At 74.1% G+C, this 16,910-nt stretch carries 13 protein-coding genes; 7 read left to right on the plus strand and 6 right to left on the minus strand.

The features are described from left to right. The first annotated feature begins 62 nt into the window (after window positions 1-62). Complete coding sequence (locus tag BMW85_RS28500; RefSeq protein WP_091087372.1) at window positions 63-1,949, plus strand: ABC transporter ATP-binding protein; 1,887 nt, start codon at window positions 63-65, stop codon at window positions 1,947-1,949. On the opposite strand, the gene BMW85_RS28505 is transcribed toward BMW85_RS28500, so the two are convergent. After that, complete coding sequence (locus BMW85_RS28505) at window positions 1,921-2,802, minus strand: sulfotransferase family protein (RefSeq protein ID WP_091087375.1); 882 nt, start codon at window positions 2,800-2,802, stop codon at window positions 1,921-1,923. The two genes, BMW85_RS28500 and BMW85_RS28505, sit on opposite strands and share 29 nt — an antisense overlap. 76 nt (window positions 2,803-2,878) lie before the next feature. Between BMW85_RS28505 and BMW85_RS28510 the strand changes: the two genes are divergently transcribed. Both BMW85_RS28510 and BMW85_RS28515 read left to right on the plus strand, forming a co-directional pair. Then, window positions 2,879-3,787: a S66 peptidase family protein gene (locus BMW85_RS28510; RefSeq protein ID WP_091087377.1), complete on the plus strand. Its 909-nt coding sequence runs from the start codon at window positions 2,879-2,881 to the stop codon at window positions 3,785-3,787. A 33-nt stretch (window positions 3,788-3,820) separates the two neighbouring features. Beyond that, complete coding sequence (locus tag BMW85_RS28515) at window positions 3,821-4,690, plus strand: hypothetical protein (RefSeq protein WP_091087380.1); 870 nt, start codon at window positions 3,821-3,823, stop codon at window positions 4,688-4,690. 3 nt (window positions 4,691-4,693) lie between these two features. Here the strand turns inward: BMW85_RS28515 and BMW85_RS28520 are convergent, their stop codons facing one another. The 3 genes from BMW85_RS28520 to BMW85_RS28530 form a co-directional block, all read right to left on the minus strand. Beyond that, complete coding sequence (locus BMW85_RS28520) at window positions 4,694-6,976, minus strand: ATP-binding cassette domain-containing protein (RefSeq protein ID WP_091087381.1); 2,283 nt, start codon at window positions 6,974-6,976, stop codon at window positions 4,694-4,696. Between the two features lie 117 nt (window positions 6,977-7,093). After that, window positions 7,094-8,257, minus strand: a complete 1,164-nt coding sequence (locus BMW85_RS28525; protein ID WP_177240928.1) for a pyridoxal phosphate-dependent aminotransferase — start codon at window positions 8,255-8,257, stop codon at window positions 7,094-7,096. Window positions 8,258-8,319: 62 nt separating this feature from the next. Continuing rightward, entirely contained in the window at window positions 8,320-9,393 is a 1,074-nt protein-coding gene (locus BMW85_RS28530; protein WP_091087386.1) for a PP2C family protein-serine/threonine phosphatase, read from the minus strand. 395 nt (window positions 9,394-9,788) lie between these two features. On the opposite strand from BMW85_RS28530, the gene BMW85_RS52070 reads away from it, so the two are divergent. The 4 genes from BMW85_RS52070 (at window position 9,789) to BMW85_RS28550 (ending at window position 14,979) form a co-directional block, all read left to right on the plus strand. Continuing rightward, complete coding sequence (locus BMW85_RS52070) at window positions 9,789-12,203, plus strand: lantibiotic dehydratase (RefSeq protein WP_091087389.1); 2,415 nt, start codon at window positions 9,789-9,791, stop codon at window positions 12,201-12,203. Continuing rightward, on the plus strand, window positions 12,203-13,654 hold the full coding sequence (locus tag BMW85_RS28540; protein WP_091087392.1) for a hypothetical protein: 1,452 nt from the start codon (window positions 12,203-12,205) through the stop codon (window positions 13,652-13,654). The genes BMW85_RS52070 and BMW85_RS28540 overlap by 1 nt, the downstream gene beginning before the upstream one ends. A 78-nt stretch (window positions 13,655-13,732) precedes the next feature. Further along, complete coding sequence (locus BMW85_RS28545) at window positions 13,733-14,596, plus strand: NAD-dependent protein deacetylase (protein WP_397032041.1); 864 nt, start codon at window positions 13,733-13,735, stop codon at window positions 14,594-14,596. A gap of 5 nt (window positions 14,597-14,601) precedes the next feature. After that, complete coding sequence (locus tag BMW85_RS28550) at window positions 14,602-14,979, plus strand: YchJ family protein (protein ID WP_091087395.1); 378 nt, start codon at window positions 14,602-14,604, stop codon at window positions 14,977-14,979. A gap of 4 nt (window positions 14,980-14,983) precedes the next feature. On the opposite strand, the gene BMW85_RS28555 is transcribed toward BMW85_RS28550, so the two are convergent. Both BMW85_RS28555 and BMW85_RS28560 read right to left on the minus strand, forming a co-directional pair. Beyond that, complete coding sequence (locus BMW85_RS28555; RefSeq protein WP_091087398.1) at window positions 14,984-15,820, minus strand: SAM-dependent methyltransferase; 837 nt, start codon at window positions 15,818-15,820, stop codon at window positions 14,984-14,986. 97 nt (window positions 15,821-15,917) lie between these two features. Beyond that, window positions 15,918-16,892: a LacI family DNA-binding transcriptional regulator gene (locus BMW85_RS28560; protein ID WP_218155961.1), complete on the minus strand. Its 975-nt coding sequence runs from the start codon at window positions 16,890-16,892 to the stop codon at window positions 15,918-15,920. Window positions 16,893-16,910: the final 18 nt, after the last annotated feature.

Here is a 16,910-nt window from a genome sequence, read left to right on the forward strand (position 1 = left end):
GAGACGGGAATCGGCGGCGCCATCCGGACGCTGTGTCCGGCGGAGGAGAGGGGATCCCCCGGATGTCGATGATGGGAGGGGGCTTCGGCCCTCACGTGTGGAGCTCGTTGCGCCGCGACGAGTCGGTGGTCAGGCAGCGCCTGCGCCCCGGGATCGCGCGGCGCATCGCCGGTTACGCGCGCCCCTACACCCAGCAGATCGTGGCGTTCCTGCTGCTGGTGGTGGCGGGCGCGGTGATCGTGGTCGCCAACCCGCTGCTGATGAAGGCGATCATCGACGACGGCATCCTGCCGAAGCGCCCCGACGTGGTGATCTGGCTGGCCATCGCCATCGGCGCGCTCGCGCTGCTGGACGCCGGGCTGACGCTCGTGCAGCGCTGGTTCTCCGCGCGCATCGGCGAGGGCCTCATCTACGACCTGCGCACCGAGGTGTTCGACCACGTGCAGCGCATGCCGGTCGCGTTCTTCATGCGCGCCCAGACCGGCGCCCTGGTCAGCAGGCTCAACACCGACGTGATCGGCGCGCAGCGCGCGCTCACCAGCACCCTGTCGTCGGTCGTGTCCAACGTGGTGAGCCTGGTCCTGGTGCTGGGCGCCATGCTGGCGCTGTCGTGGCAGGTGACGCTGGTCGCGCTGGTGCTGCTGCCGATCTTCGTGATCCCCGCCAAATACGTCGGCCGCCGCATGTCCGCGCTGACCCGCGAGCAGATGCAGCTCGACGCCGAGATGAGCTCGGTCACGACCGAGCGCTTCAACGTCGCCGGCGCCATGGTCGCCAAGCTGTACGGCCGCCCCGAGGACGACGCCGAGGTCTTCGGCGCGAGGGCCGCCAGGGTGCGCGACGTCGGCGTCCGCGTCGGCATGTACGGCACCGTCTTCCGCGTCGCGCTCGGCCTGGTCGCCGCGCTCGCCACGGCCCTGGTCTACGGCATCGGCGGCGTCCTGTCGGTCACCGGCTACTTCGAGCTGGGCACGCTCGTGGCCCTGGCCGCGCTGCTGATGCGCCTCTACGGCCCGCTCACCTCGCTGTCCAACGTGCACGTGGACGTCATGACCGCGCTGGTCAGCTTCGACCGCGTCTTCGAGATCCTCGACCTCAAGCCCATGGTGGCCGAGCGCGACGGCGCCGTGCCGGTGCCGGAGGGGCCGGTGACGATCGAGTTCGACGACGTGCGCTTCCGCTACCCGGCCGCCGAGGAGGTCTCGCTCGCCAGCCTGGAGTCGGTGGCCAGGCAGGACACAGGACCCTCCCACCCGGTGCTCAAGGGCGTGTCGTTCACGGCCCGCCCCGGGCAGCTCATCGCCCTGGTCGGCCACTCCGGCGCGGGCAAGACCACGATCACCTCGCTGGTCTCGCGCCTCTACGACATCGACGCGGGCGCCGTCCGGCTCAACGGCCTCGACGTGCGCGAGGCCACTCTCGCCTCGCTCCGCGACACCGTGGGCGTGGTCATGCAGGACCCGCATCTCTACCACGACACGATCGGGGCCAACCTCCGCTACGCCAGGCCCGAGGCCACCGACGAGGAGATCCGGGCCGCGCTGAAGGCCGCGCAGATCGGCGACCTCGTGGAGTCCCTGCCCGAGGGGCTCGACACCGTGGTGGGCGACCGCGGCTACCGGCTGTCCGGCGGCGAGAAGCAGCGGCTCGCTCTGGCCAGGCTGCTGCTCAAGGCGCCCCGCGTGGTGGTGCTCGACGAGGCGACCGCGCACCTCGACTCCGAGTCCGAGGCGGCCGTGCAGGTGGCGCTGAAGACCGCGCTGGAGGGCCGCACCTCGCTGGTGATCGCGCACCGGCTCTCCACGATCAGGGAGGCCGACGAGATCCTCGTCGTGCACGAGGGCCGGATCGCCGAGCGCGGCCGGCACGAGGAGCTGCTGACGCGCGGCGGCCTGTACGCCGAGCTCTACCGCACCCAGTTCAGCTCGTCAGGTAGCCCAGCCGGGTGAGCTCCTTGCGCGCCACCCGCTCCACCAGCTCCACGTCCTGCGGGCGGAGCCGGGAGCGCCAGGCGCCGGCCCCGGCCTCGTGGCCGTACAACGCGACCTTCGGCACCCGCGTCTCCAGGTGGTCGGCGAGCGTGGCCGCGGCCTGCGCGGGGCCGCGCACCAGGTCCTCGTAGCGCAGGGTGAGGAGCTGACCGGCGGGCAGGGAGCGGCGCAGCTCGGCGCTCAGCCGCACCGCGCTGCGCCAGCGCAGGGCGCACTTGCCCGCGGCCGGCATGCCCTTCCAGTGTTCGAAATGCTCGTCCTTGCTGACGCCGAGGAAGGCGTTGGGGAACTCGGTCCCGTCGCCCAGCATCGCCGGGCGGAACCACGCCAGGCAGGCGGGATCGGCGAGCATGTCGGCGGCGACGTCGCGGCCGTCGCGGACGAGCTGCACGAACCGGGCGTCGGGAAAGGCCTGGAGCAGCACCGGCGCGCTGTAGATGAGGTCGGGGCTGCCGTCGCCGAAGCGCACGATGTCGCCGGTGGCCACGCACGGGCCTGCGCCGGTGACGCCGCCCGCCTCGCGGCACGGCGCCGCGCACTCACCGCACGAGCCGGGCAGCACCTGCCACGACTCGGCTAGCGCGTCCCGCAGCACGCGCACGGCCCCGGAGGTGCGGGCGATGGACGGCTTGCGGGCGAAGGCGTAGAGCACGTGCGCCACGCTCGACCGGCCCATCGTCATGTGGAAGCCGGGGGCGCGCTTGAGGGCGCGGGCCAGCAGTGCGGCGCCGGAGTGCGGAGCGCCCAGCAGGAACACCGGGCGGCGGACCTTGACGCCGTTGACGACGAGGATGTGGGGCGGAAGTCGCATACGCGACACAAGTGTGACACCGTTTGCCTGGTGAACGAGCCAACCGCGCCGCAGGCCCATGTCCAGGAGTTGATCGATGCAGCAAGCTGACCTGCGGCCCGGTGACACGGTCGCGATCGTCGCGCCCTCGGGCCCGCCCCCCGCGACCCTGCTCAGAGAGGGCGTGCGCCGGCTGGAAGGGCTCGGACTGAAGGTCGTCGTGGGCGCGCACGTGCTCGACCGGCAGGAGCTCGACTACCTCGCGGGCTCGGACGCCGACCGCGCCGCCGACCTGCAGTCCGCCTGGTGCGACCCGGCGGTCAAGGCGGTGTTCTGCTGCCGCGGCGGCTACGGCGCGGGCCGGCTGCTCGGCCTGCTCGACTGGGACGCCATGCGGGCCGCCGGGCCCAAGGTGCTGCTCGGCTCCAGCGACATCACGGCGCTGCACAACGCCTTCGCGATCGAGCTGGGCGTGTCCACCCTGCACGGCCCGATGCCGGCCTGCGAGCTGCTGGGCGGCGAGGCCGGCCCCGAGCCGCGCACCTGGGCGAGCCTCCAGACGGCCCTGTCGGGCGCGCAGGAGAGCGTGCGCGGCGATCGGGTGCTGGTGCCCGGCCGGGCCGAGGGCGAGCTGTCAGGGGGCAATCTGTCGCTGCTGGCGTCCATGTGCGGCACCCGGTGGCAGCCGTCGTTCGAGGGGCGTCTCGCCTTCCTGGAGGACGTGGGGGAGGAGCCGTACAGGATCGACCGGATGCTCACCCAGTTGCTGCAGGCCGGGGCGTTCGACGGGGTGCGCGGGATCGCGCTCGGGTCGTGGGTGGAGTGCGGTGATCCCTACCCGGTGCTGCGGGACCGGCTGGCGCCGCTCGGCGTGCCCGTTCTGGCCGGGCTTCCGGCCGGCCACGGGTCCCCGCAGAGTAGCCTCTGGCTGGGCAGACTTGGAGTTATCGATACCGAATCGTGCTCCCTGTCTGGTCCGGACGGCGATGGGCAGCAGGCACCCTAGGAAGGACGAATCCGGAAGAAAGGGACAGCGCGCGTGAGCTTTTTCAAGCGAGAGCGAGAGCCCGCGCGCCGGCCCGACGCGGACGCCGACCTCGACTCGCTGCTCGCGCTGGTCGCCGAGTCCAGGGGCTTCGTCTGCGAATTCGCCGCCGACGGCGGCTCGCTCACGTTGCGGGGCGAGCCCACGCTGACCGTCCGGCTCACCGGGCTGCGCCGCGAGGCGGGACGGCGGGCCAGGGAGGACTGGCCCGTGCTGGTCAGCGAGCACCTGGCGCACGCCGTCGCCACCGCTGGGGAGCCCGCGGACCTGTGCGACCTGGAGCAGGCCGCCCCGCTGCTGCGCACCCGGGTCGAGTCGGTGGACGAGCTGGCCGACCCGGCGAGGATCGTGGGCCGCCACCTCAACGCCGACCTGGTGGAGCTGCTGACCGCCGCCGGCCGCCCGGTGCGGCCCGAGGAGGCCGGGTGCTGGCCCGTGCCCACGGCGCAGGCGCTCGACCTGGCCGTGGCGAACGTACGCCGGGAGGAGCGGCTGCCGGTGGAGCCCATCGAGCTGTCCGGCACGCCGGTGCTCCGGCTCACCGGGACGGCGCCGTCGGCCGCCACCCACCTGCGGTGGCTGGACGACTACCTGACGGTGCCGCCGGACGGCGTGCTGGTGGTGCTGCCGGATCCGTACACGCTGCTCGTGCACCCGGTGGACGGGATCGGCGTGGTGCGCGCCATCGAGCGGCTGCGCGTGCACGCCGCCCGCACCGGCGGGCTGAGCCCGCAGGTGCACTGGTGGCACGGCGGGCGGCTGACCCTCATCAAGGCCGACATCGTCATGAGGGGCGGCCAGACCCGCCTGGTGGTGGCCCCGCCGCCGGAGTTCGCGCGGGTCCTCGCCCGCCTGGCGGTCTGAGGCTCAGCCGGCCACGTACTGCCGCAGGTGCCGGGCCGTGAGCGTCTCGCCATCCGCGACCAGCTCGGCCGGGGTGCCGGTGAAGACCACCCGGCCGCCGTCGTGACCCGCGCCTGGACCGAGGTCGATGATCCGGTCGGCGTGCGCCATCACGGCCTGGTGGTGCTCGATGACGATCACCGAGTTGCCGTCCTCGACCAGCCGGTCCAGCAGCCCGAGCAGCTGGTCCACGTCGGCCAGGTGCAGGCCGGTGGTGGGCTCGTCCAGCACGTACGTCGTCCCGCCCCGCGCCATGTGGATGGCCAGCTTGAGCCGCTGCCGCTCGCCGCCGGACAGCGTGGTCAGCGGCTGCCCCAGCCCGAGGTAGCCGAGGCCCACGGCGGACATCCGCTCCAGGATCCCCTTGGCCTGCCCGGTGGTGAAGAACCCGGCGGCCTCGGCCACGGGCATGCCGAGCACGTCGCTGATGTTCTTGCCGCGCAGCGTGTACGTCAGCACCTCCGGCGTGAAGCGCCGCCCCTCGCACTTCTCGCACACCGACGCGACCTCGGCCATCATCTGCAGGTCGGTGTAGATGAGGCCGATGCCCTTGCACGCCGGGCAGGCGCCTTCGGAGTTGGCGCTGAACAGGCCCGGCTTGACCCCGTTGGCCTTGGCGAAGGCGGCCCTGATCGGGTCGAGCAGGCCGGTGTAGGTGGCCGGGTTGCTGCGGCGCGAGCCGCGGATCGGCGACTGGTCGGCCACGACCACGCCCTCGCGGCCGGCGACGTAGCCGTGGATGAGCGAGCTCTTGCCCGACCCGGCCACGCCGGTGATCACGGTCAGCACGCCGAGCGGCACGTCCACCGTGACGTCGCGCAGGTTGTGCAGGCTCGCGCCCTCGATCCGCAGGTGGCCGGAGGGCGTGCGGGGCCGCTCGCGCAGCTTCGCCCGGTGGCCGAGGTAGCGGCCGGTGAGCGTGCCGGAGGCGCGCAGCCCGTCGAGGTCGCCCGTGTAGCAGACCTGCCCGCCGCCGGCGCCCGCGGCCGGCCCGAGGTCCACGACGTGGTCGGCGATGGCGATCGTCTCCGGCTTGTGCTCGACGACCAGCACCGTGTTGCCCTTGTCGCGCAGCCGCAGCAGCAGGTCGTTCATCCGCTGGACGTCGTGCGGGTGCAGCCCGGCGGTGGGCTCGTCGAAGACGTACGTGACGTCGGTGAGGCTGGAGTTGAGATGGCGCACCATCTTGACCCGCTGCGCCTCGCCGCCCGACAGGGTCGCCGACTCGCGGTCCAGGCTGAGGTAGCCGAGGCCGATGCCGGTCAGCGAGTCGAGCGTGGCGAGCAGGCCGTCCAGCACCGGGCCGACGGCCTCGGCGGAGAGGCCGCGGACGAACTCGGCGAGGTCGTCGACCTGCATGGCCGAGCACTCGGCGATGTTGCGCCCGGCGATCCTGGCCGAGCGGGCCGCCTCGTTGAGCCGGGAGCCGCCGCAGTCGGGGCAGGTGGTCAGCTTGAGCGCGCGGTCGGCGAAGGCGCGGGCGGCCGGCTGCATCGACTCGCGGTCCTTGCCGAGGTAGGAGCGCCGGACCCGGACGGCGAGCCCTTCGTAGGTGAAGGAGTTGGAGCCGTACTTGATCTTGGTGGGGGGTTTGTGGAGCAGGTCCTCCCACTGCTGCGGGGTGAAGTCCTTCAGCTTGACGGCGGGGTCGTAGAGGCCGGAGGCGGCCAGGACCTGCCAGAGCCAGCTGTCCACCGCGTGGCCGGGGACCTTGACGGCGCCCTCGTTCAGCGACAGCTCCCTGTCGACCAGCGCGTCCACGTCGATCTCCGAGGCCTTGCCGAGGCCCTCGCAGGCCGGGCACATGCCCTCGGCCAGGTTGAAGCTGAAGGCGGAGGCGGAGCCGACGTGGGGGACGCCGACGCGGCTGAAGATGATGCGCAGCATGGTGTGCGCGTCGGTGGCGGTGCCCACGGTGGAGCGGGCGTTGGCGCCCATGCGCTCCTGGTCGACGATGATCGCGGCGCTCAGGTTGTGCAGGGCGTCCACGTCAGGGCGGGCCTGGCTCGGCATGAAGCCCTGCACGAACGCGCTGTAGGTCTCGTCGATGAGCCGCCGCGACTCGGCGGCGATGGTGTCGAAGACGAGCGAGGACTTGCCCGAGCCGGACACCCCGGTGAAGACGGTGAGCCGGCGCTTGGGGATGTCGAGGGAGACGTCCTTGAGGTTGTTCTCCCGGGCGCCACGGACCTGGATGAGGTCGTGGCCGTCGGCGGCGGTGTGGTCGTGGCGGTGCGTGGGAACCACGGGACCCCTTTGTCGGCGAGATTGCTTAGGGCGTAAGGAGTTAGCCGGGACAGCGTACATCGTCCCGGGTGCTCCGTGTTCGGCGTACAGCGTACCGTACGCCCTACGCCCCAGCGCTCAGGCGGACAGGGGGTTCGCGTGCCGGTGGTGCAGGCCGATCACCGGGATCTCGTGCAGGCTGCCCGAGTACAGGAACTGGGTCATGCCGATGAGCAGCCGCCGTACGTCCTCCTGGGGGCGCACCACCAGGCGCAGGAACTGGCTGGTGGTGCCGAGCTTGTTGCCGCACTCGCGGACGTACACGCCGTGCTCGGTCAGCAGGTGGTCGCGCAGCGGCACCCCGTCGTGCCCCGGCGGCAGCTTGACCAGCAGGAAGTTGCCCTGCGAGGCGTACACCGACAGCCCCGGCATGGTGCTGAGCTGCTGGAACATCGCCCGCCGGTCGCTGGAGAGGCGTCGCAGGCTCTCCTGGTACTCGGCGCCGAACTGCTTCATCAGGAACACCATGACCTCGGCGAAGGAGTTGAGGTTCCACTTGGGCAGCGCGTCGCGCACCCGCCCCGCCAGCGCCGGGTTGGCGACCATGTAGCCGAAGCGGATGCCGTGCAGGCCGAAGTTCTTGCCCAGGCTGCGCAGCACGATCACGTTGGGCCGCACCGCCGCCTCTGCCGCCACGCCCGGGTACGGCTCGGCGTCCACGAACTCGCCGAACGACTCGTCGATGATCACCAGGTCGAGGTCGATGAGCTCGTCCATCAGCCGGACGACCTCGTGCTTGGGCAGATAGCCGCCGTCGGGGTTGTTGGGGTTGCAGATCACCGCCACGCGCGAGCCGCGGGTGCGGACGAACGAGACGTAGTCGGCCACGTCGAGGGCGAAGTTGCGGCTCTCCAGCAGCGGATACATGTCCACCCGCTTGCCGGTCTCCAGCGGCTGGTCGGTCCACCGGCCGAAGGTCGGGATCGGCACCGCCAGGCTCTCGCGCACCAGCAGGTGGTCGATCCAGGTGATCAGCTCCGTGGAGCCGTTGCCCATGGCGACCGTCTGAGGGTGCAGCCCCAGCGTGGCGCACAGCTCGGCGGTGATCGTGGCGGCGTCGCTCGGGTAGAACTTGAGTATCGTCTCCAGATTCCTCCCGAGGTGCTCGAAGATCTCGGGCGTCGGGAAGTACGGGTTGCACGGTATGCAGAAGTCCACCGGTGCGCGCTCTCCGGCGGAGCCGCGCAACAGTGAGAAGTACGAAGGGCTGTGCGCCTGTGTACGCAGCAGGCTGAGCTCCACGACACCTCCATGGAACACCACGTGTCCGATGTGTGGAGATACGCGCTACTTGCCGCAGTGGTTCATGAGGGTCTGGGGGTCCTGGTCAGGGTCAGGATCGCGATGTCGTCGCGCGGCGGCGCGCCGGTGAAGCGACGCACGTCCGCGCCGACCGTCTCGGCCAGGCGGCGGGGCGGATGCCTGGCCCACGTGCGCAGCCGCGCGGCCAGCGGGTAGAACGAGCCCTCGCTGTCGCGGGCCTCGGTGACGCCGTCGGTGCACAGCAGCATGGTCGCCCCGGTGGGGAAGGCGAACCAGGCGACGGCACGCGGGCCGGGAGCCAGGTCGGCCAGGCCGAGCGGCACCGCGGGCTCGCCGAGCCCGGCCTGGTAGGCCCGCCCGTCCTGGATGATGTACGGGGCGATGTGCCCGCAGTTGACCGCCTCCACCACGGGGCCGCGGCGGATGTCCAGCACCAGGGCGGTCACCAGGCGGTGGGGCTCGCCGCCGCGGCCGGCGCCCAGATTGTGCCGGGTCACCGCCGACTCCATCGCCTCCACCACCCCGATCAGGGTGGGCTCGCGGTAGGCGGCCTCGCGGAAGGCCCCGAGCACGGCGAGCGCGGTGCCGATCGCCGGCAGGCCCTTGCCCTGGACGTCGGCGATGAGCAGGCGGGTGCCGTGGGGGGAGGCGGCCACCTCGTACATGTCGCCGCCCACCATCGCGTCCTCCTCGACCGGCTGGTAGAGGCCGTCCACGACGACGTCGCCGCTGCGCAGGGGGAGCGGGCGGACGATCTGCCGCTGGAGCGCCGCCGCGGCCGAGCGCAGCCGGTAGACCTCCTCCTCGCGGTGCACCCGGTAGCGGCAGCTGATCATGGCCGCCACGCCGAACAGCGCCGCGAACCCCGCGGCGAGCAGGTTGTCGCCCAGGTCGGCCCCCAGGTAGGCGAGCGTGCCTACCATCGCCAGCACCACCCACGCGGACGCGAACGCGGTCTGCCGCAGGTTGCCGAGCCCCGCCACGATCGAGGGCAGGAAGACCAGCAGCGGCAGCAGGCGCACCGCCGTCCCGGTGAACGTGTCGAGGGCGATCAGCGCCATGGTGACGCAGACGAGCGCCCCCAGGAACACCGGCGTCGAAAGGGAAGGGCCCACACGCCGCCGTTCACCGCCATTCGCCACGGCCGTCCCTCATTCCGCGCCGTCGTTCCCCCGTCCCGGTGAGTCGTGCCCGGCTCGGCGGGTGCGGAAAACAACGGGACCGGGCCGGGCGCGGACAATTACCCGCCATTCCTATAAGAAATTATCCGCCGCTGGCACCGCCGTCATGGGCGGGTTGTGCAGCCCTGATATGCCCACGACTACGGAAAGTAAACGTCCGTGACTCGCATGAAGTGATATGTCGGGTTTGATGAGGATTTATCCGGTGCGGAGGGTTAGCCGAGTGTGACGATTTCTCATCACGGAACACATTGACAGAAGTAAATGATCTTGTAAATATCTGTGTTACCGCATTCCGAAAAATAACCCTGAGAAAGGGGAACGTGTACATGGGCGAACCCGGCACGTTGCAAGACCGCGAGTGGACCCTGTTGCCGGCCGCGGTCGTCAGGACCGCCGGGTTCCCCTGGGAGCTCGTCCAATCCCTGGCCTGTCCCAGGGCCGCGGAGACCGCGGCCGCCGTCGCCCTGCTGGAGACGCGGGCCCTCGGCCTGCTCGCCGGCGCACCGGCCCGCCGCGAGGCCCGTCCGTCCGGCCCGCACGCCGGCCGGACGGGCGCCTCCCGGCTGCCGCGCGGGCTCCGCGGCCGCCTGCGCCGCCTGCGCCCCCTGCCGCCCGGCACCCCGGGCCCCGAGGACTGGCTCGCCGACTGGAACCACGTCACCGGCCTGCTGGAGGAGGCCAGGCTCGCCCTCGCCGAGGTGGTCGCCGCCGACACCGCGCTGGCCAGGGCGGCCGTCGCCGGCGTCGCCTCCGACGAGCGCTTCCTCGACGCCCTCGTCTGCTCCGCCCCCGCCGCCTACCGTGAGCTGCGGCGCGGCCCCGCCGACCCCGCCAGGCTCGCCACCCACGTGCAGCGGCTGGCCACCCGGGCCGCCCCGACCGGCTTCCACGCCCCCATCGGCGCCACCCGCGTCGAGCCCGCCCTCCCCAGCGGCTATACCTGGGCCGGATACCGCGAGCTCAGCAGCCGCCACGCCTACCCCGCCGCCCGTGTCGGCGAGGCGCTCCAGCAGCGTCTCCTCGCCGACCCCGCCGTCGTCGCCGGGCTCGTGCCCCGCCTGCGCGCCGGCGTGGCGCCCCCGAGCGACGCCGCCGCCTTCGCCGCCCGCTGCGACGGCCGCCGCACCGTCGCCGAGATCGCCGCCGACTGCGGCATCAGCATGGAACGGGCCTCGGCCGCGCTCGCCGTCGCGGTGCGCCGCGGGCTGCTCACCCACGACCTCTGCCCGCCCGCCACCGTCCCCGACCCGGTCGGCTGGCTGCTGGCGCGGCTGCCCGGCGACGACGCGCCCGCCGTGCAGGAACGCGGCCTCGTGGCCGCCCGCGGCGTGCCCGCGCAGCAGCCGCGGCCCGCGCTCGCCGGCCCCCGCGCCGCCGGGAGCGCCGACCTGCCCGTCGCACGGCGCGTCCGCGAGATCGCCGGCCTGCTGGAGCACTACCCCGCCGCCGCGCCCGAGGTGAAGCTGGCCGTGCAGAGCCGCATCGAGGCCCTCGCCGGCATCGGGCAGCGGGCCGGGCGCGACGAACGCCTCATCGTGCACGAGGCCGCCGCCGGCACCCTCCGCCTCACCGCCGGCGGGCCGCTCGCCGCTGACCTGCGCGAACGCGTGCCCGCCGCGCTGGCCCTGCTCGCCGAGGAGGCCGAGCTGACCAGGCTGCGCACCAACCGGCTGCTCGCCGCGCGGCTCGGCGCCGGCACGTTCGCGCTGACCGAGGCGCTGGGCGCGGCCGGCGATCTTGAGGTGTGCCACGGGGACCGGATCGCCGGGCTCGTCCGCGCCGCGCCGCCCGGCGCCGCCGTACTCGACCTGGCCGCGGTGGCCGGCGCGCCCGTGCCGCCGGGCGCGCCCGTGCTCTGCGCGGCCGACGTCATGGTGGCGGCGGCGTCGCTGGAGGCGTACGAGGGGGGCGTCACCCCGCTGGTCATCGACGCGCTCCACGACGCGCCCCGGCTCGGCCCGTGGGAGCCGCCGCCCGTCCGCGACGGCGCCGCGCTCGTCGCCGAGCGGGACGCCGCCGTGGCCCGCGTGCTCGACGGCTTCACCGCGCTCAACGTCGTCTCGCCCCGCGCCGACGGCCTGCCCCCGCTCGAACTGCCCGGCCCCGTCCTGGAGCACGGCGGCGCGACGGCCGGCCCCCGGCGGCGCCGGCTCGGACTCGGCGACCTCTACGTCCACAGCGACGGCCACCGGGCCGTGCTGCGCGCCAAAGGCACCGGCGAGACGCTGATGTTCCACAACGGCGGGCCGGGCAGCGCCCTGCGCACCGCGCTCGCGCTGCCCGGGCTCCGCCCGCCCGTCCTGCCCCGCCTGCCCGCCCTGCCCCGCCTCACCTGGGGGAACGTCGTGCTCGCACGGCGGCGCTGGCAGCTCGGGCGGGCCGCGTCCGAGCCGCTGCGGCACGCCTCGGGCTCGGGCGAGCGCGACCTGCTGCTCGCCATGGCCAGGCTGCGCGAGACGCACGACCTGCCCCGCACCTTCTTCGCCGCCGCCGGCCCCGCCGACCGGCACCCCCTCTACGTCGACACCCGCGCCCCCTCACTCATCGCCGAACTGGCCGCCCTGGCCGGGACCGCCGGCGACCGGCTCACGCTCACCGAGGCCCTGCCGGGGCCCGACGACTGCTGGCTGCGCGAGGGCGGGCTGCGCTTCGCCGCCGTGCTGCGCTGCGTCTACCTGCGGCCCGCCGGGCGTCCCGGCGCCGGCCCGTGCCCCCGTCCCCGGACGGAGGAACGCGCCTGATGGACGTGCCCGACGTGCTCGTCGTGCCTCCGCTGGCGGACTTCACCACCGTGGTGGCGCCGCCCGCCGGGACGGCGCTCCTCGACCTCAACGAGCATCTCGTCCGGCGGCTCGCCGACCCCGCCCGGCTGCGGGCCGCCGCCGACCGGCGGCCAGGAGGGCCGCTCACCGCGCTGATCGGGCGGGCCGCGGCCGCCATCCTGGCGCGGGGGGCGTACGACGACGCCCACGTACGTGCCGTCGGCGCCGCGCTGGGCCTGGCCGCGGATCCGGCCGTCCGGCTCGCCGTGGACGCTCTGGAGCTCACCGAGGGCAGCGAGGAGAGCAGCCGCGACCTGCTCGGCGCGGCCCGCAGGTGCGAGCTGTTCGCGCCCGAGATCGAGCTGGCCAGGGAGGTGACGCGCGGGCGGCGGGCGCACGTCCTGATCGACCGCGCCGACCAGCTCCCGGCCGCGTTCGCGCTGGTCGCCGCCCTGGGGGAGGGCGTGACCCTGTGCGGGCGGCACGTCGCCGAGCACCGGGGGGCGCTGCGGCGGATCCCGGAGCTGGCCGGGGTGAGGTGGGGCGGCTGGTCACCCGACCAGCTGATCAGACCGCCCTGGTGCGGACGCGACGGAGGGGAGGCGACCGGCTCGGGACGCGGGGGCGTCGAGCCGGTGCGGTGGATCGTGGGGACCCGGCCGGTGCCCGGGGGCGGGGCGCCGTGGGCGGGGCGGCTGGACGTGGCGCGGGCGGCGGCGCTCCCGGGGGAGGCGCTGGCCCGGTGCCGGGGGCTGACGCTGATGCTCACCCGCGTCGACTTCCTGGGCGTGGCCACCGGCCTCACCGGCGGGGCCGCCGACCTGCGCCGCCTGCGGGCCGCGCTGCCGCCGGGCGTGCCGGTGACGGGCGAGCTGGCGGTGGGCGCGCCCGGCGTCACCGCCGAGGCGGCGGAGGAGTCGGCGGAGCTGCTGGCGGGCGGGCTCGCGGGGGTACGGCCGGCGGGGGTCCGGCCGTACCGGATGGCGGTGCGCGCGCCCTGGACGGCGGGCGGCGTGCTGCGGCGCCCGCCCAGGGCGGGCCACGACCTGGCCCGGTGGACGGAGTTCGACGCGCCGGGCGGCATGTCGCAGGACGAGGTCACGATCCTCCTGCGGCGGTGGCTGGAGCGGCTGCCGGGCGTGCCGGCCGGGCGGCTGGCGGCCTGCTCCGTCGCCGGGCCCGCCGCCCCCGGCCCGCCGGGCGCGGCCTGGGACCCCTGCACGGAGGTGGTCGCGGGCGCGGGGCCCGACGGGCGGGGGCCGGGGACGTTCGCCGTCAACCTGCGTTCCGGCCGGTCGATCCGGCTGCACCACCTCCTGGTCGCCCCGGTCAGCCGCCTGGCCGCCGACCCGCACGCCCTCGACCACCTGGCCGAGCCCGCCCGCCGCCGCCTGACGGCCGAGCTCGCCGCGGCCGGCGTCCTGCGGTAGGGCGGGGAGGAAGTGACCGGGGCACGGCACCGCGTTGGCGGGGAGGGGGTGACCGGGCACGGCGCCGCGTCGGGCACCATGGAAGGCGTGACACTAGGCGGCACCATGGAGGCGTCACCCGGCGGTCTCGACGAGCTGGACGCGCTGGTCGGCCGGGGCGGGGTGGCGGTGCTGAGCGGCGCCGGGCTGTCCACCGAGTCGGGCATCCCCGACTACCGGGGACCGACCGGGCAGGCGCGGCGGGCCGAACCGATGACCTACCAGCGTTTCGTCGCCAGCCAGGAGGCGCGGCGGCGTTACTGGGCGCGCAGCCACGTCGGCTGGCGGCAGATCGGCCTGGCCAGGCCCAACGCCGGGCACCGCGCCGTGGCCGCGCTGGAGCGGCACGGCCTGGTCAGTGGCATCGTCACCCAGAACGTCGACGGCCTGCACCAGGCGGCCGGCGCGGACCGGGTGATCGAGCTGCACGGCGGCCTCGACCGGGTGATGTGCCTGAGCTGCCGCGAGCGCACGCCGCGCGCCGAGCTGGACCGCCGGCTGCGCGAGGCCAATCCCGGCTGGGCGGCCACCAGCGACGTGATCAACCCTGACGGCGACGCGGTGCTCACGGACGAGCAGGTCGCCGGGTTCCGCGTGGTCGACTGCACCGGCTGCGGCGGCCTGCTCAAGCCGGACGTGGTGTTCTTCGGCGAGAACGTTCCGCGCCCGCGCGTCGAGGAGTGCTTCGCCGTCGTGGAGAGCGCCCGCGCGCTGCTCGTGCTCGGCTCCTCGCTGGCGATCAGGTCGGGGCTGCGGTTCGTGCGGCGGGCGGCGGCGCGCGGCGTCCCGATCGCGATCGTCAACCAGGGCCCGACCGGCGGCGACGCCGACGCCGCGCTGCTCGTGGACGCCCCGCTCGGCGCGACCCTGACCGCCCTGGCCGGCCGGCTGGGTGCACAATAGGGCGCATGCCCGCCCGACCGTGCCCCTGCGGCCTGCCCGCCCCCTACGACGACTGCTGCGGCCGGCTGCACCGCGGCGAGACGGCGGCGGCCACCGCCGAGCAGCTCATGCGCTCGCGTTTCAGCGCGTTCGCCGTGGGCGACGCGGCCTACCTGCTGCGCACCTGGCATCCGGCCGGCCGCCCGGCCCGGCTCGACCTCGACAAGCGGCTGCGCTGGACCCGGCTGGAGGTCCTGGAGGCCACGGGCGGCAGCGTCGTGCACACCGAGGGCACGGTCCGCTTCCGCGCCCACTACGTGGAGCGCGGGCGGCCGGGCGAGATGGAGGAGCACAGCCGGTTCGTCCGGCTGGACGGGCGCTGGGTCTACGCCGGGGCGCTCTGAGCCGTCACAGCTCCGGCTTGCGGGCCACCCCGCCCACGAACGTGTGGTAGGTGATGCCGGGCATGGCGTGGTCGCCCTCGTCCGGCCGCCACTCCGGCAGTGGCACGAGGCCGGGCTCCAGCAGGTCCAGCCCGTCGAAGTAGGCGAGGATCTCCGCGCGGGTGCGCCACCGCCCGGTGCCCATCGTCTCGTTGAAGATCTTCTCCGCCGAGTACGCCTGCCGCGACACCTCGGGCAGCTCCGGCCCCGGGTTGTGGAAGTGGGAGACGGCGAGGTAGCTGCCGGGCACGAGGCGGTCCATCAGCCGCCGGGTGATGCCGCCGGGGTCCTCGTGGTCGGCCAGGTGGTGCAGGATGCCCAGCAGCAGCAGCGCCACCGGCCGGTCGAAGTCGATCAGCCGCCGGACCTCGGGATTGTGCAGGATCGCCTCGGGGTGGAGCAGGTCGGCCTCGACCACGGTGGTGGTGTCGTCCACGGCCAGCAGGGCCCGGCCGTGGACGAGCACGATCGGGTCGTGGTCGACGTAGACGACGTGCGTGCCGGGCGCGACCGACTGGGCGATCTCGTGCACGTTGCCCTGGGTGGGCAGGCCGGAGCCGATGTCGAGGAACTGCCGGATGCCGGCCTCGCCGGCGAGGAAGCGCACCACCCGGCCCAGGAACTCGCGGTTGGCCCGCGCCGCCTGGGGCGCGTCCGGCGCGACCTCCAGCGCCCGCCGCGCCGCCATCCGGTCGGCCTCGTAGTTGTCCTTGCCGCCGAGCATGAAGTCGTAGACGCGCGAGACGCTGGGTCTCGTCGTGTCGATCCCGCGCGGCGCGCGCTCCTGCTCGCTCTCGGCCACCGTCGGCTCCTCCTGCCTGCGACGTCACGGGGGACGTTGCGGATGATCGTACGACGCCGGACCCCGGAAGATCCCGACTTTCTGCCATTTATCCCGATCAGGCGGACTCCCGTACCACCAGCTCGGTCGGCAGCACCACGGGCTCGACGGGACCGGCCCCGTCCAGCAGCGCGAACAGCAGCCGCATCGTCTCCTGCGCCATCTTCGCGAGCGGCTGGCGGATCGTGGTCAGCGGCGGATGCGTCGAGACCGCCACCGCCGAGTCGTCGAACCCGCCCACCGCCACGTCGTCCGGCACCCGCCGCCCGGCCGCGCGCAGCGCCGCGAGGGCCCCGGCCGCCATCAGGTCGGAGGCGACGAAGACGGCGTCGAGGTCGGGGGAGCGCTCCAGCAGCTCGCGCATCGCCCGCTCGCCGCTCGCCTGCGTCCAGTCGCCGTGCGCGATGAGCCGCTGGGTGGCCTTGCGGCCCAGCACCTCGGCGAAGCCCTCCAGGCGCTGGATGCCGCCCGGCGTGTCCATCGGCCCGGTGATCATCGCGATCCTGCGCCGGCCCTGGCGGACGAAGTATTCAGTCATCTGCCGGGCGCCCATGCGCTCGTCCGCGGCCGCGTACGGGATGACGTTCTCGTGGCCGATGACCGCGCCGACCGACACCGCGGGCGGCCCGCCGGAGCCCAGGGCCTCCACCAGCGGGTCGCCCGCGTGCGTGGAGACCAGCAGCACCCCGTCGGCGTGGCCGCCGCGCACGTAGCGGACCACCCGCTCGCGGTCGCCCTCGTCGCCGGCCATCATCATCACCAGCGACAGGTCCCGCTCGGCCAGCATCCTGATCGCGACCCGGATCAGCGTGCTGTAGTTGGGGTCCTCGAACAGCTTCTCGTGCGGCTCCGACAGCACCATCACCACCGAGCCGGTGCGCTGGGTGACCAGGCTCCTCGCGGCGCGGTTGACGACGTAGCCGGTCTCGGAGATCGCCCGCTCGATGGCCACGCGCGCCGCGGGGCTGACGTACTTGTCCCCGTTGAGCAGGCGGGAGACCGTGCCGCGGGACACGCCCGCGGCCGCGGCCACATCGTGGATCGTAGGGCG

It is taken from the genome of Nonomuraea wenchangensis (assembly GCF_900111685.1).
GTDB classification, from domain to species: domain Bacteria; phylum Actinomycetota; class Actinomycetes; order Streptosporangiales; family Streptosporangiaceae; genus Nonomuraea; species Nonomuraea wenchangensis.

Bases quoted from the DNA above. Each gene is read 5' to 3' on its own strand.
- BMW85_RS52070 (WP_091087389.1), top strand. From the start codon at position 9,789: ATGGGCGAACCCGGCACGTTGCAAGACCGCGAGTGGACCCTGTTGCCG.
- BMW85_RS28505 (WP_091087375.1), bottom strand. From the start codon at position 2,802: ATGCGACTTCCGCCCCACATCCTCGTCGTCAACGGCGTCAAGGTCCGC.
- BMW85_RS28510 (WP_091087377.1), top strand. From the start codon at position 2,879: ATGCAGCAAGCTGACCTGCGGCCCGGTGACACGGTCGCGATCGTCGCG.
- BMW85_RS28500 (WP_091087372.1), top strand. From the start codon at position 63: ATGTCGATGATGGGAGGGGGCTTCGGCCCTCACGTGTGGAGCTCGTTG.
- BMW85_RS28540 (WP_091087392.1), top strand. From the start codon at position 12,203: ATGGACGTGCCCGACGTGCTCGTCGTGCCTCCGCTGGCGGACTTCACC.
- BMW85_RS28550 (WP_091087395.1), top strand. From the start codon at position 14,602: ATGCCCGCCCGACCGTGCCCCTGCGGCCTGCCCGCCCCCTACGACGAC.
- BMW85_RS28545 (WP_397032041.1), top strand. From the start codon at position 13,733: ATGGAAGGCGTGACACTAGGCGGCACCATGGAGGCGTCACCCGGCGGT.